Annotated in this window: 9 protein-coding genes; 3 read left to right on the top strand and 6 right to left on the bottom strand. The window is 55.7% G+C overall.

Features of this window, described 5'->3' with window-relative positions:
- Nucleotides 1-170 precede the first annotated feature (170 nt).
- The 3 genes from OCY70_RS30715 to uvrB form a co-directional block, all read right to left on the bottom strand.
- Entirely contained in the window at nt 171-1,529 is a 1,359-nt protein-coding gene (locus OCY70_RS30715; protein WP_261944512.1) for an IS1182 family transposase, read from the bottom strand.
- Between the two features lie 284 nt (nt 1,530-1,813).
- Nucleotides 1,814-4,696, bottom strand: coding sequence for an excinuclease ABC subunit UvrA (uvrA, locus tag OCY70_RS30710; RefSeq protein WP_261945304.1), 2,883 nt, complete (start codon nt 4,694-4,696; stop codon nt 1,814-1,816).
- Nucleotides 4,697-4,748: 52 nt separating this feature from the next.
- The gene (gene uvrB / locus OCY70_RS30705) at nt 4,749-6,746 is read right to left on the bottom strand and encodes an excinuclease ABC subunit UvrB (RefSeq protein WP_283776828.1); all 1,998 of its coding nucleotides are present in this window, start codon (nt 6,744-6,746) and stop codon (nt 4,749-4,751) included.
- Between the two features lie 466 nt (nt 6,747-7,212).
- Between uvrB and OCY70_RS30700 the strand changes: the two genes are divergently transcribed.
- The 3 genes from OCY70_RS30700 to OCY70_RS30690 all read left to right on the top strand — a co-directional run bounded on the left by OCY70_RS30700 (nt 7,213) and on the right by OCY70_RS30690 (nt 9,590).
- Nucleotides 7,213-8,025, top strand: a complete 813-nt coding sequence (locus tag OCY70_RS30700; RefSeq protein ID WP_213429948.1) for a flagellar motor protein — start codon at nt 7,213-7,215, stop codon at nt 8,023-8,025.
- The gene (locus OCY70_RS30695) at nt 8,009-8,824 is read left to right on the top strand and encodes an OmpA/MotB family protein (RefSeq protein ID WP_213429947.1); all 816 of its coding nucleotides are present in this window, start codon (nt 8,009-8,011) and stop codon (nt 8,822-8,824) included. The genes OCY70_RS30700 and OCY70_RS30695 overlap by 17 nt, the downstream gene beginning before the upstream one ends.
- A 526-nt stretch (nt 8,825-9,350) precedes the next feature.
- The gene (locus OCY70_RS30690; RefSeq protein WP_213429946.1) at nt 9,351-9,590 is read left to right on the top strand and encodes a hypothetical protein; all 240 of its coding nucleotides are present in this window, start codon (nt 9,351-9,353) and stop codon (nt 9,588-9,590) included.
- Nucleotides 9,591-10,049: 459 nt separating this feature from the next.
- On the opposite strand, the gene OCY70_RS30685 is transcribed toward OCY70_RS30690, so the two are convergent.
- The 3 genes from OCY70_RS30685 to OCY70_RS30675 all read right to left on the bottom strand — a co-directional run bounded on the left by OCY70_RS30685 (nt 10,050) and on the right by OCY70_RS30675 (nt 14,249).
- Complete coding sequence (locus tag OCY70_RS30685) at nt 10,050-11,411, bottom strand: PDZ domain-containing protein (protein ID WP_213429945.1); 1,362 nt, start codon at nt 11,409-11,411, stop codon at nt 10,050-10,052.
- 87 nt (nt 11,412-11,498) lie between these two features.
- A complete protein-coding gene (locus tag OCY70_RS30680; RefSeq protein ID WP_213429944.1) occupies nt 11,499-12,938 on the bottom strand; it encodes a S41 family peptidase in 1,440 nt (479 codons plus the stop codon).
- A 72-nt stretch (nt 12,939-13,010) separates the two neighbouring features.
- Entirely contained in the window at nt 13,011-14,249 is a 1,239-nt protein-coding gene (locus OCY70_RS30675; protein WP_444980926.1) for a murein hydrolase activator EnvC family protein, read from the bottom strand.
- Between the last annotated feature and the right edge of the window lie 21 nt (nt 14,250-14,270).

Raw genomic sequence — 14,270 nt, 5'->3', positions numbered from 1 at the left:
TCTTCATGTCAGGTTCTATGCAACGCTAGTGTGGTATAGCTGAAATTCCTGCGGTTTTCAGGCTGTTGGAAAACCCCTGTTTTTTACGAAGTAATATCAATGTAATATCATTTTGCTGGGAAAAAGTGGTGTTTGGTGAGAGAGAATGGAGGGGGGATGGGGTCTTTGCTTTACCCCACCCTTCTGGCGAGATGTGTGGCTATCTTTTTTATGTTCTGTGCAGTGGCTGTCATCAGCACTTGCTCCTGCACCTTGTCTCTTCCCCGAAACCGGCAATAGCGAAGTCCATGGAGCACTTTGGCATCCGCGAAACTTCGCTCAATGGTTTGGGCGCGTAGGGCATAAACGGCTTTTCCGCTCTCACTCTGGAAGTTTTGAACTACTTTCTCTTTGTGTTCTTCCCAGATATGCCGTTGTATGGTGCGTTGTTTATTTTTGTTCTCGTTACACTTGCTCAATAATGGACAGGCAGCGCATTGTTTGGGATCGGATTTATAATCTCTGAATCCTTTTCGTGTTGTGGTGCGGTACGTGAGTTCTTGCTGGTTTGGACAGATAAAAACATTCTTTTCTGCATCATAATGAAATTTCTCTTTGGGAAATACACCGTGTTCACGGGTCGAACGCTCTGGAATAACTGCCGTGATGTTTAATTTGTTCGTACGGTAACAAACATAGGCCGTCATGTAACCAGAGTCGAGTGCAACGGCCTCCAGCGACTTTTCCCAGCCAAACTTCTCTATTTGATGTAGTAGACGATCCACATAAACAACCGAATCATTCACATTTCCAGGCGTAACGTAGCAGTCCGTAATCACGTTGTATTTATGATCTACGGTGCGGTGATCTAAATAATGAAACCCTTCCGGTTTTCCATCCCGATTCAGGTTTCCGCTATCCGGATCTGTTAAGCTAACTTTTTGTTCCTTGGTTTCGGCCTCCTCTTTGGGAGGCAGTGGCTTTTTTCCAAAAGCGACCCGATCCTCATTCACGGCTTGCTCCAGCTCTTGGAGATATTCATAAGGCGTACAAGTGACTTCTCGTTTCTCGTACCGTCCGTTATTGGCATTTGCCTTGATATGCGTGGAGTCGGTAAAGAGCAGCCGCCCTCCCACCATGTTGTGCTGAATCGCCTGCTGAACGATATTATCGAAGATATCTTGGAAGACGGTAGTATCCTTAAACCGATTTTTCCGGTTCCAGCTAAAGATCGAATGGTCAGGCGCTTTGCCGGAAAGCCCGAGCCGTAAGAACCACCGAAAAGCCAGGGAATCGTTGACGACTCGCTCCAGTTCTCGCTCTGAGCGAATGTTATACAAGTAGCCGATCAGCAGCATTTTAAAGAACACAATGGGATCCACAGATGGTCGGCCGTTCGACTCGCTGTAGTAAGGACGCACAAGGTCCAAAATAAAGGTAAAATCAATATGTTTATCGATATGACGAAGCAAGTGATCAGGGGCAACCATATGCTCAAGACAAACCAGTTCATAGTCCAGTTGTGGGTTGGGATCATTCGTGTAAAGCATACAAACACCGCGCTTTCCATGGATTATGATAAGAACATTATACCAAATTAACGCGGTGAATGGGTAATTAACATAGACTTTCTCAACACTCTGGGTTTTGCAGGAATTCCTTTAACGGAGGAAACTTCACAAGGGAAAACTGTAATTTCGCAGTTTTTTTGGCAAGTCGATTTGTAAGAAGCAAGTGGGGTTGTCTCAGTGTAGCTAAAAACTACTTATGGGACAGCCCCTTCTTCTATATATTTGGCAAGTTGGCCGCGGTATGCCGGAGCGGTCCTTGGCGTTTATACTTCCTGGGCTACGCTGCAGGCCGTCTCCAGCTGCGCGGTCCGTTCCCGATCCCGTTCCAGAATCGGCTTCAAGTAGCGGCCCGTGTAGGAGCCTGCCACCTTCACGACCTGTTCCGGCGTGCCAGTGGCCACGATCGTGCCGCCGCCGCTGCCGCCTTCCGGGCCGAGGTCGACCAGGTAGTCGGCCGTCTTGATCACGTCGAGGTTATGCTCAATGACGAGCACCGTCTCGCCGGAATCAACGAGGCGATGCAGCACCTGCAACAGGCGGTCGATATCCGCGACATGCAGACCGGTCGTCGGCTCGTCGAGAATGTAAAATGTCTTGCCCGTGCTGCGGCGATGCAGCTCTGCGGCAAGCTTCACCCGCTGGGCTTCGCCCCCAGACAGGGTTGTCGCCGGCTGGCCGAGCTTCATGTAGCCGAGCCCGACATCGAGCAGCGTCTGGATTTTGCGGTGAATGCGCGGCACGTTCTGGAAGAACTCCGCCGCATCCTCGATCGTCATCTCCAGCACATCGGCGATGCTCTTGCCTTTATATTTCACTTCCAGCGTCTCCCGATTATAACGTTTGCCCTTGCACACTTCGCAAGGAACGTATACATCCGGCAGGAAGTGCATCTCAATCTTGATAATCCCGTCGCCCCGGCAGGCCTCGCAACGGCCGCCCTTGACGTTGAAGCTGAAGCGGCCCTTCTTGTAGCCGCGAATCTTCGCTTCATTCGTCGTCGAGAACAGATCGCGGATATCGTCGAACACGCCGGTATACGTCGCCGGATTAGAGCGCGGCGTCCGTCCGATCGGCGACTGGTCGATATCGACGACCTTGTCGATATGCTCAAGGCCGCGAATCTCCTTGTACTGTCCCGGACGCACCTTCGCCCGGTTCAAATCTCTCGCCAATGTCTTATAAAGAATCTCGTTCACCAGCGTCGACTTGCCGGAGCCGGATACGCCGGTCACCGCCGTGAATACGCCGAGCGGGAACTTCACGTTCACGCTGCGCAGATTGTTCTCCTTGGCGCCGATGATTTCGAGCCAGCGTCCGTCCGGGGCGCGGCGCTTCGCCGGAACGGGGATGAACTTGCGCCCGCTCAAATATTGACCCGTAAGCGAATGCTTGTCCTTCATAATCTCTTCTGGCGTCCCTTCGGCGATAACCTGCCCGCCGTGAATTCCCGCGCCCGGACCGATATCGATGATATGGTCCGCCGCTAGCATCGTGTCTTCGTCATGCTCGACGACGATAAGCGTGTTGCCGAGATCCCGCATATGCTCCAGCGTCTGAATCAAGCGATCGTTGTCGCGTTGATGCAGCCCGATGCTCGGCTCGTCTAAAATATACAGCACGCCCATGAGGCTGGAGCCAATCTGGGTCGCGAGCCGGATGCGCTGCGCTTCGCCGCCGGACAGCGTTCCCGCCGCGCGGCTCAGCGTCAAGTAATCCAGTCCGACGTTCACCAGGAAGCCAAGCCGGGCGTTGATCTCCTTCAGGATGAGATGGGCGATCATCTGCTCCTTCTCCGTCAGCTCGAGACTCGAGAAGAAACGCTGCGCCTCCCCGATAGAGAGCGCCGTGACATACGCCATATTTTGATCATTGATGGTAACGGCGAGACTTTCCTTGCGCAAGCGATGCCCTTTGCAGGTGCCGCATGGCTTGGCGCTCATGAAGCCTTCAATATGCTCGCGGATGCCTTCCGATGCCGTCTCGCGGTAGCGCCGTTCCAGGTTATGAATAATCCCTTCGAACGCCACCTGCGCCTCCTTCTTGTGACCGAAGTCGTTCTCATAGCGGAAGCGCACCTTCTCTCCCCCCGTGCCATGCAGCAGCTTCGTCATCTGCTCCGGCTCAAGCTGCGACACGGGCACATCCGTCGGTATGCCGTAATGCTCGCATACCGCTTGCAGGAACTGCGGGTAATAGTTCGACGTGCTGCCTGCCCACGCCTCGAACGCCCCATCCTCGATCGTCTTGGACGAGTCCGGAACGAGCAGCTCCGGATCGACGATCATTTTGACGCCGAGACCGTCGCAATCCGGGCAGGCGCCGAACGGACTGTTGAAGGAGAACATCCGCGGCGACAGCTCGTCAATGCTGAAGCCGCACTCCGGACACGCCAGATTCGAGCTGAAGACCAGCTCTTCTTCGCCGATGATATCGACGATAATCCGCCCGCCCGACATATGGAGCGCCGTCTCGATCGAATCGGCCAGACGCGCCTGCACATCGTCCTTCACGACAATGCGGTCGACGACCACTTCAATATTATGCTTCCGGTTCTTCTCCAGCTCGATCGTCTCCGACACGTCGCGGATCTCGCCGTCGACCCGCACCCGTACCCGCACGAAGCCCTGCTTCTGGATGTCGGCAAAGACGCCTTTATGCTCGCCCTTGCGCCCGGAGATGACCGGAGCCAGAATCTGCAGCCGGGTCCGATCCGGATATGCCATAATGCGGTCCACCATCTGTTCGACCGTCTGCGACGTAATCTCGATGCCGTGCACCGGACAATGGGGCCGCCCAATCCGCGCGTACAGCAGCCGCAAATAGTCGTAAATCTCCGTTACCGTTCCGACGGTGGAACGCGGGTTGCGGCTCGTCGTCTTCTGGTCGATGGAGATGGCGGGCGACAGGCCGTCAATCGAATCTACGTCCGGCTTCTCCATCTGCCCGAGGAACTGGCGCGCATAGGCGGAGAGCGACTCCACATAGCGGCGCTGGCCTTCGGCATAAATCGTATCGAACGCCAGCGAGGATTTGCCCGAGCCGCTCAATCCGGTGAGCACGACGAACTTGTCGCGCGGAATCGTTACGTCAATATTTTTCAGGTTGTGGGCCCTCGCCCCTTTGATCACGATATGTTCACTCGCCAATGTTTTAACCTCCCGCTTCGGGTCCACTCGAACCACTTCAAGCCTTTAATTACTAATCCATCGCCCGCAATTCCATCAAGGCGTCGCGCAGCTCGGCCGCACGCTCGAACTGCAGGTTCTTGGCCGCATCCTTCATTTCCTTCTCCAGCCGCTGAATGACCGACTGGCGATCCTTCTTCGACAGCTTCTCCACCGATGCGCCGACATCGTAGCCCGCCTTCGATTCCGCCGTCTTCGTCGCCTCGATGACTTCGCGGATTTTTTTGCGAATGGTCTGCGGCGTAATGCCGTGCTTCTCGTTGTACGCCATCTGAATGGCGCGGCGGCGCTCCGTCTCCTTGATCGCCTTATCCATCGATTCGGTTATCTTGTCCGCGTACATAATGACGTGGCCGTCGGCATTCCGGGCCGCCCGCCCGATCGTCTGAATGAGCGAACGCTCGGCGCGCAGGAAGCCTTCCTTATCCGCATCCAGTATAGCGACCAGCGACACCTCCGGCAGATCGAGCCCTTCTCTTAGCAGGTTAATCCCGATCAGCACATCATATACCCCAAGACGCAGATCGCGAAGCAGCATCATCCGCTCCAGCGTCTTGACGTCCGAGTGAAGATAGCGGACTTTGATTCCGATTTCCTTCAAATAATCGGTCAGATCCTCGGCCATCTTCTTCGTCAAGGTTGTGACCAGCACCCGTTCGTCCTTCTTCAGGCGCAGGCGGATCTCTTCAAGCAGATCGTCAATCTGCCCCTTCGTCGGCCGAACCTCGACAACCGGATCAAGCAATCCGGTCGGCCGGATAATCTGCTCGATCATCGTCGGGCAATGCTCCAGCTCATAAGGTCCCGGCGTCGCCGAGACATAGATGGCCTGCGGCACCTTCGACTCGAATTCCTCGAAGCGCAGCGGCCGGTTGTCCAGCGCCGAAGGCAGCCGGAATCCGTGCTCCACGAGCACTTCCTTCCGCGCCCGGTCCCCGTTGTACATGCCGCGAATCTGCGGCAGCGTCACGTGCGACTCATCGACGACGACGAGGAAATCATCCGGGAAATAGTCGAGCAGCGTATACGGCGTCGACCCGGGCTCGCGGAACGTTAGGGGTCCGGAGTAGTTCTCGATGCCGGAGCAGAAGCCCATCTCCTGCATCATCTCGATATCGTACCGGGTGCGCTGCTCCAGCCGCTGCGCTTCCAGCAGCTTGCCCTGGCTCCGCAGCTCCTCCAGCCGCTCCTCCAGTTCGCGCTCGATATTTTTCAATGCGATCTTCATCGTCTCCTCCGCCGTAACGAAGTGGGACGCCGGGAAAATGGCGATATGATCGCGCTCGCCGATTATCTCGCCCGTGAGCACGTCAATCTCGGTGATGCGCTCAATCTCGTCCCCGAACAGCTCGACGCGGACGGCATGCTCGCTCTTCGAGGCCGGGAAAATCTCAATGACATCCCCGCGCACCCGGAACGTGCCGCGGATGAAGTTCAGATCATTGCGCTGATACTGAATATCGACCAGCTTCGCCAGAATCGCATTGCGCGGCTTCTCCATCCCCGTCCGCAGCGACAAGACCAGACTCCCGTACTCCATCGGAGATCCCAAGCCGTAGATGCACGACACGCTGGCGACGATAATGACGTCCCGCCGCTCGAACAGCGAGCTCGTCGCCGAGTGGCGCAGCTTGTCGATCTCTTCGTTGATGCTCGAATCCTTCTCAATATACGTATCGGAAGACGGAATGTACGCTTCCGGCTGATAGTAATCGTAATAGCTGACGAAGTAGGATACGGCGTTGTTCGGGAAAAATTCCTGGAACTCGCTGCATAACTGGGCCGCCAACGTCTTGTTGTGGGCAATGACCAGCGTCGGCTTGTTCACTCTGGCTATCGTCTGGGCAATCGTGAACGTCTTCCCTGTGCCCGTCGCTCCAAGCAGCGTCTGATGGCGTTTGCCTTCATGCACGCCTTCGACTAGCTTGTCGATCGCTCCCGGCTGATCTCCCTGTGGCGCAAATTCCGATACCAGCTCAAACGGCTTCGTCAACACTTCCCATTCCGCCATAGCTTCACCGCACTTTCTTCCAAATAATAATCAATATGCCCAATCCATGAGCAAGACGAGACCGGCTTGCTGACATGGACCGGCTGTTCCGCTGCTTGCCGATTGGGCGTCGGGATAAGCCTTTCAGACCGGCCCTCATTCCCGCTGAGGCCCAATTGCAGTCCTTATATAGGTCTCCTGAACCAAATAACAGGCCAAAATCCGCGTAAATTGCCGCTCCCTAAACTTTACCCAAGAATGACCCGATAATAGGATCAGACAAGCATGTGGAAAGAAGCGGGGTTCCGCCCCATGATCGGCCTTCTCGCCCCCGCAAACTTCTATACGTGAAAGAGTACACAACTCAGATACGTCGTCAATCGGCTGTCATATACAGCCACAAATAAGAATGTTTGTTCCCTTTCGATTATACTCTTTTCACGGTATGGATGCAAATGGGAAATGTTAAATGGGAGAGGATTACAGAATGGATAAAACGACAGTCATCGGGATTATCGCAGGATTAGCCGCGCTCATCGGCGGTTTCTTGTGGGAAGGCGGAAATATTGGCGGCTTATGGGAAAAAACGGCGGCGATTATCGTCATCGGCGGCACCTTCGCCGCTGTCGTCGTCAGCTTCCCGGGCAAGCGGCTCCGCAGCATTCCCCAGGCGCTGAAGATGGCCTTCGCGCACCGCGCGCCGCAGCCGGAAAAGCTCATCGACGATATCGTCGCGCTGAGCACGGTGGCCCGCCGCGAAGGAATGCTGTCTCTGGAAGACACGGTGCAGCGGCACGAGAATGAATATTTGCGCAGCGGCATGATGATGGTCATCGACGGCACGGAACCGGAGCTGGTGAAGCAGATGCTCGAGCTCGAGATGGACGCGATCGCCGAGAAGCACGAAGGCTATGCCAAAATATTCGAAGCCGCCGGAGGCTACGCTCCGACGATGGGGATTCTCGGTACGGTCATGGGTCTGATTCACGTCCTGGGCAGCCTGTCCGATCCTTCCATGCTCGGACCTTCCATTGCCGTCGCCTTCACGGCGACCCTGTACGGCGTAGCGACCGCCAACGTCATCTATCTGCCTATCGCGAGCAAGATTAAAGAGCGGAGCGCGGACGAAATCCGCATCATGGAGATGATGGAGTACGGCATTCTCGCCGTTCAGGCGGGAGAGAACCCGCAGATCGTGCGCAAAAAGCTGAGCTCCTTCCTGCTTGCCGAGGATGCGTTCGAGTCGCTCAAGGCGGATCCGTTGATGAAGCGGGGGATGATCCATGAGACGCAGAAGTAGACAACGGGCCCAGGAAGCCGCCAATCATGAACGTTGGCTTATCACCTATGCCGATTTGATTACGCTGCTGCTCATTTTCTTCGTGATTATGTACGCCATGAGCCAGGTAGACGCCGTCAAGTACCAGTCGCTGTCCGAGACGCTCCAGCAATCGTTCAAGAGCGGCAACACTCCGATGGACCAAGGCGCAGGCATCCTGGACGGAGCCTATACGAAGCCCGGCAAGACAGGGGCGCTGAAGACCGCCGAGGACGGAGGGTCCGGAGAAGTCAAGGAAGAGAAGCCGGTCGCTATCGGCGTATTGACCGACAAGGACTTGGCGTTCCGCAAGCAGGAAGAACAGCTCAAGAACTTCATGGGGGTCATTCAACAGTACATCAACGAGAATGATTTGGGCGGCCAAATTGAAGTGACGGATATCCCTAAGGGAATTTCGATTCGGCTCAGCGACCGGCTGCTGTTCGATTTGAGCCGGGCCGAGCTGAAGGACAAAGCCTTGCCGACCTTGGACAAGCTGGCTACCTTGCTGCCGCAGCTCGACACGATGGTCAGCATCGAAGGGCATACGGACAATCTGCCGTTCGCTTCCGGCGGACGCTATAAGGACAATTGGGAGCTGTCCGCAGCCCGGGCCCTGTCCGTCCTCCGCTTCTTCGTCGACGACAAGAAGCTGGATCCCGATCAGTTCCAGATCGCAGGCTATGGCGAGACGCGGCCGGTTGTGGATAATGATACGGAAGCGCACCGCCAACAAAACCGGCGGGTGGAGATTATCGTCCTCCGCAGCATGGTGCAGTAGACTATCCCCACTACCCACGGTTTATACACATCCTGGAGGGGAGTTATCCCCTCCTTTTTTAATTTACCAACAAGTTATCCACAGAAAAAGGCCATCAACCGCCATATTTATCCCGTATACCCACAAGATATCCACAAACAAGGTTTTTCGTTAATTAGATTCTCTACCTGGATGTATAGCAGATCCACACCCTTTCCTACCCTAATGATGGGAGACCGCATTTGTAAAGTTTCGTGAACTAGAAAAAATGAAGTAGCAATCTCTTCTAACAACTTGTCCTGCCCAAAGAGAACTGAACTGTTACTGCTCAGTGGGCTGACAATTTTTCTTCATTGCGAAGCCCAACAATCCTTTATATCCTGATGAGCAAGAAGAGGTATATATTACTGGGAGATTTACGGATATAAGTCCGCTGATATTCCTCATGTCCCCGCAGGAGAATACTACCTAATGGCATTAAACACTAATTCCTATTCTATCTCAGGAAATGCTTACGCAAAAAAAGCAGTTTAAGAGCTCCACTTCAATGCCAAAATCTACTCATATACCCGGCTCCTATGTTAGAAATGCGACTTCGGAAGAACTTGAAGATGCAAAGACGTTCCGAAACGTCAAGGTCATTGCTGCAAAGCACGGAAACTTTCAACTTGCGGAACCAGGAAATGAATTGCCATCGGACGGCATTGTCTACAATATGGATGACATTAATAAGCATACCAATATAGTCATCCTTAATGAGCGAAAATATGTTGGGGTACCTGAATAAATGAATTCATTGCCCCCGTGTCATTCCTCACGAACGGGAGGCCGTCTGCAATGAAAAGGGGGTGTCTCACAGGCACTGCAAAATGATGGAGATGACGAGTTAAAAGAGAATGTGGATGCGGGAAAAACGGCGGCGCGCAAACTGGTGGAAGATGGATGAAGCAGTGAAATGCTGCGTGGATGCATCAATTTCTGCTCTTTCAGCCGCGATTTGATGAAATTCCTGCAAAATTTACATGATGTTCATCGATTTTTGTCTTTTATCGATTGGATAGTCAGAAATTGATGCCGTTTTGCAGGATTCCCTGTAACGGAGTACACGTCATAAAGGAAAGCTGCAGTTTTGCAGTTTTCGGCGAGTCGAGCTTTGAGAATCAGGGGGGCTGTCTCACTGTAGTGAAATACTACTTTTGGGACACCCCCTTTTTCCTCCGAAACCAAGATATACGGGCATCCGCGCTTATGTCGCGGACGTATCGGCCGGCTTCGTCTCCGGGGCTTCCGCCGCGCCCGAGCCCGGCAGCTTCGCTTCCGACGCCGTCGGTTCCGGACGGCCCAGCATCGTCTTCAGCTTCGTCCAAGGGGCCGTCAGCAGGGCGAACAGCGACGGCTGCCGCGTCACGGCGACGAAGGCGACGCGATCGTCCGGCGCGAGCAGCACGCCAAGCTGGTGATGCTCGCCGGCATAGAGCGCGCGCTGCAGGAAGCGCACCTCGCCGTCCCGGTTATACACCTCCAGCTTGCAGAACGCCGCATTGGCGCGCAGCGCCTGATGCAGCTGATCCTTCGTGCGCACCGGGACGCCGTTCGCCTTGGCGATGACCTCGCCAATCCGAATGCCCAGCGCTTCCGCCGGACTGCCCGGCAGCACCGCCAGCACACGCAGCCCGAGCGGATCATGCGTGAAGACCGGGCTGCGCTCGTTCTCCTCGCGGCGGCTGAACCAGATGAGCGCTTCATGCAGCCCAAGCGCCGCGATCGCCGCCAGCGGGACCAGCGGCGGCCACCAGGAAGCCGCCAGCCCGAGCGCAAGCAGAATCGCCGCATAGGCGAACAGGCGCGAGGCGCTTACCGCGGCCTTCTCCTGCGGCAGACGGGTGAACGTCAGCTCGGAGAAGCCGATGACGACCGGGAACGCGATTAGCGTCCAGCCTTGCTCCCACCCCGTGCCGAGGAGCGGCGTCCATGGGAGCGGCGTTCCCGTCGTCACGGTCGGAAAGAGCAGCAGCAGCGGAAGCGGCCACAGGCTCTGCATCTGATAGGCGCCGACAATCCGGCCCCGCTTGCTCTCCATGAACAACGGGCCGGCCATGCGTGCGGCCTGCTTGCGGATAAGCCAGGCTTCCGCCGCGTGCAGCAGCGCCACCAGGATGAGGAGCCCAGCCGCATCCATCTCCCGGATGGCGGCCACGAACGGCGCGAGGAAGCCTTCCGGCGCCCAGGCCGGCGCGAACGCGTTCAGCGCGAACTGCGCCAGGGCGAGCACGCCCCCGGAGTATGCGAGACATAAGAAGCGGACGCGGAATAACAAGAGCAGCAGCGCGACCGCCCAGAGGGCGATGATCGCTTCCGCCGTCAAGGAGATGCCCAGGCCGATCGCCGCGGCCGAGACCGCGAGCCCCGCCAGCAGCCCGCCCAGCCAGGCATGCCACGTATGCTCGATCCAGCTGTGCATCTTCACCGCGAACAGCCTTCGCTCGAGCAGCATCTGCCTGCGATAGATGAGTGCAATCAATAGAATGGATATCCAATAAAATGGCGACAGCAGCCACTGAAGCAGCGCTTCCGCCAAATGAACGCCAATTTCCGTAAGGAGGTCCACTTCATTCGCCCCTTTCGAATAGGTAGCTGAAAAAAGGAAGGCCGGCAAGTTCGAGCTTGCGACCTTCCTTTCTTTATTCGACGGCGCTTAGCGAATTTCCTGCTTTACCGTTTCTACCGCTTTTTTCAATTGCGCATCATTCTTCGGATCGCGCATCGCCTTCAAAATGTCGGCTTCCAGCTTCTCCGCCGTCTTCGCGTCCACCTGGCCGGTCGCGTTCAATCCGGCGGCGCGCTGGAACGACTTCAGCGCGGCTTCGGTCTCCTTGGAGAAATAGCCGTCCGTACGTCCCGGCTTATAACCGAGGCCATCCAGAATAAGCTGCATATTTTTGACGTCCGCATCGTTCATATCGAACTTCAGCGTTTTGTCCCGCGGAAGCGGCGCGACGCTGTAATATTCCGGCTGATGAACGACAACGTCCGGCTCGATGCCTTTTTCATGAATCCAATTGCCTTCCGGGGTGAGCCATTTCGCGATCGTAATCTTGATCAGACCGCCGTCACCGGAATCATAACTCGTCTGGACCGTTCCTTTGCCGAAGGTATGCTCGCCGACCAGCTTCGCTCCGGCCGATTCCTTCAACGCGCTCGCCATAATCTCGGATGCGCTCGCGCTGCCCTTGTTGGTCAGCACCGCGATCGGATACGGCTTCAGGGCTGTTGAGGTTCCTTGGGAGTTATACTTGTCGCGCTCCTTATTGCGGTTCTCCACCTGCACGATCGTCTTGCCCTTCGGAACGAACAGCTCCGTCATCTTCTGCACGATATCGAGCACCCCGCCCGGGTTGCTTCGCACGTCGATGACAAGTCCCTTCATGCCCTGCTTCTCCAGCTTCTCGAGTTCTTCCTTGAAGCGGTCGAACGTGTTCATCGAGAACTGGCGCACCTCGATATATCCGATCTTGTCATCCAGCATCTTCGGATAGACCGTCTCGAAATCCACCTCATCGCGGACGACCGTCAGCTCAATCGGCTGGGATTGCCCTGCGCGCTTGATCATGATTTTCGCCTTGGTGCCTTTCGGGCCGCGAATCTTTTCCACGGCTTCATTCAACGTCTTGCCTGCCAAACTCTCCCCGTTGACAGAGAGAAGCACGTCCTTCGGCTTCACGCCCGCCTTCTCGGCAGGCGAGCCCTTGATCGGGGATACGACCGTGACCTCGCCGTTCTCCATCGTCACTTCCGCGCCGATGCCCGTAAAGGCGCCTTCGATGCTGTGATTGAATTGTTCGGCTTCCTCCGCCTCCATATATGAGGAGTAAGGATCCTGCAATGCCGAGATCATTCCATGTACAGCCCCGTTCACAATCTTCTCGCGTTCTACCGGGGTTACATACTTATTTTCAATAATGCCGAGTGCGGAATTAATCTTCTGCATCTCCTGCGGGGACAGGCCTTTGCCTGTGGCCGCTGCTTGTCCTCCGCTGGCCAGACTGGGCAAATCCACCGCAGCCAGCGTCACCACGCTGCTCGCCAGCACTGCCGCCCCTACAAGCAAGGCGACCGTCCGTCCTTTGAACGACATTGAATCACCGCCTTTGTCTTGTCCATATGCGCATGCTCAGGTCTTTACTAGTATATGCCATTGCAGTGCATTTTATTTGAGATATTCTTTCGGATCCACCTGTTCGCCGTTCAGCCGCACTTCGAAATGAAGGTGGTTGCCCGTCGCGCGGCCGGTCTGGCCGACTTCCGCGATCTTATCGCCACGCTTGACGGTATCGCCCTTCTGCACCTTGATGCCGCCCGGGCGAATATGGCCATACAGCGTCCAGAGCCCGTTGCCGTGATCAATTATAACACAATTGCCGTAGCCCCCATACCATTCGGCTACGATAACCGCTCCGTCCTCGGCCGCATAGATCGGCGTCCCTCCCGGGGTCGCCATGTCGATGCCGCTGTGGAACGCGCTCCGGGCGCCGGTAATCGGATCCGTGCGGTAACCGAACGGCGAAGAAATATAGTAATCATCTTGCAGCGGCACACCGAGCTTGCCGCCGGAGTACGTATATACTTTCCGCGAGGTTTGGCCCGTCTTCTGCTGCTGGCGCTGCGCATTCAGCTCATTTTTCTTGCGGATCAGGTCCGCCCGCTGCTTGGCGAATTCCATCAGAAGACGCTCCTGCTCTTCGCTCACGCCATGGTTGTCTTCCGCCTGCTTCTCATAGCTGGCGATCATGACCTTTTTCTCTTTTTCCTTCAGCTGCAAGTTCTTCTTCGCTTCATCCAGCTTCGCGTACAGCAGCTTGACCCGCTTCAGTTCCGTCTCGATTTCCTTCTTCTTGACGACGGCCAGCTCCTTGTCCCGCTTATGCTCGGTCAAAATTTCCTTGTCCCGCGAAGCGATCGTCTGCATCGAGTCGAGCCGATCAACGAAGTCGGAGAAGCTTGTGGCGCTGAACAACACATCGATATAAGAGACGGCGCCGTTCGTGTACATTAACTGCACGCGCGAATCGAGCAGCTTCTCCCGTTCGGCGATGCGGTGCTTGATGTCCTCCAGCTCCTGGGCCGCCTCCTCCAGATTCGCTTCCGTCTTGTCGATTTCGAGCGTGACGTCGAGCATTTCCTTCGTCTTCTTCTCGATCTCGCCGACGACGTAATTCAGATCCTTGGTCGTCTTCTTGATCAGCTTCTCGGCCTCCGCTTTCTGCGCATCGGCCTCCTGCTGCTTCTTCTCCGCTTCCTGCATCTGCCGCTGGAGATCTTGAAGCTGCTTGTTCACTTTATCCAGCTCCGACGCTTCCCCAACCGTCGGCGGCACGAGTGTCAATAGAAGAGCGCCCCCTGCTATCAGGGCAATCCATTTCTTCTTCCATCCTTGCTTAGTCAACACGGTTCCTCCTTACCTGTCATC

This window comes from Paenibacillus melissococcoides, assembly GCA_944800085.1.
Classification (GTDB): domain Bacteria; phylum Bacillota; class Bacilli; order Paenibacillales; family Paenibacillaceae; genus Paenibacillus_B; species Paenibacillus_B melissococcoides.
The sequence above is the reverse complement of the archived record's forward strand: the minus strand, read 5'-3'. Positions and strand labels throughout refer to the sequence as shown.

Bases quoted from the DNA above. Each gene is read 5' to 3' on its own strand.
- OCY70_RS30690 (WP_213429946.1), top strand. From the start codon at position 9,351: ATGCCAAAATCTACTCATATACCCGGCTCCTATGTTAGAAATGCGACT.
- uvrB (WP_283776828.1), bottom strand. From the start codon at position 6,746: ATGGCGGAATGGGAAGTGTTGACGAAGCCGTTTGAGCTGGTATCGGAA.
- OCY70_RS30715 (WP_261944512.1), bottom strand. From the start codon at position 1,529: ATGCTTTACACGAATGATCCCAACCCACAACTGGACTATGAACTGGTT.
- OCY70_RS30695 (WP_213429947.1), top strand. From the start codon at position 8,009: ATGAGACGCAGAAGTAGACAACGGGCCCAGGAAGCCGCCAATCATGAA.
- OCY70_RS30700 (WP_213429948.1), top strand. From the start codon at position 7,213: ATGGATAAAACGACAGTCATCGGGATTATCGCAGGATTAGCCGCGCTC.
- OCY70_RS30680 (WP_213429944.1), bottom strand. From the start codon at position 12,938: ATGTCGTTCAAAGGACGGACGGTCGCCTTGCTTGTAGGGGCGGCAGTG.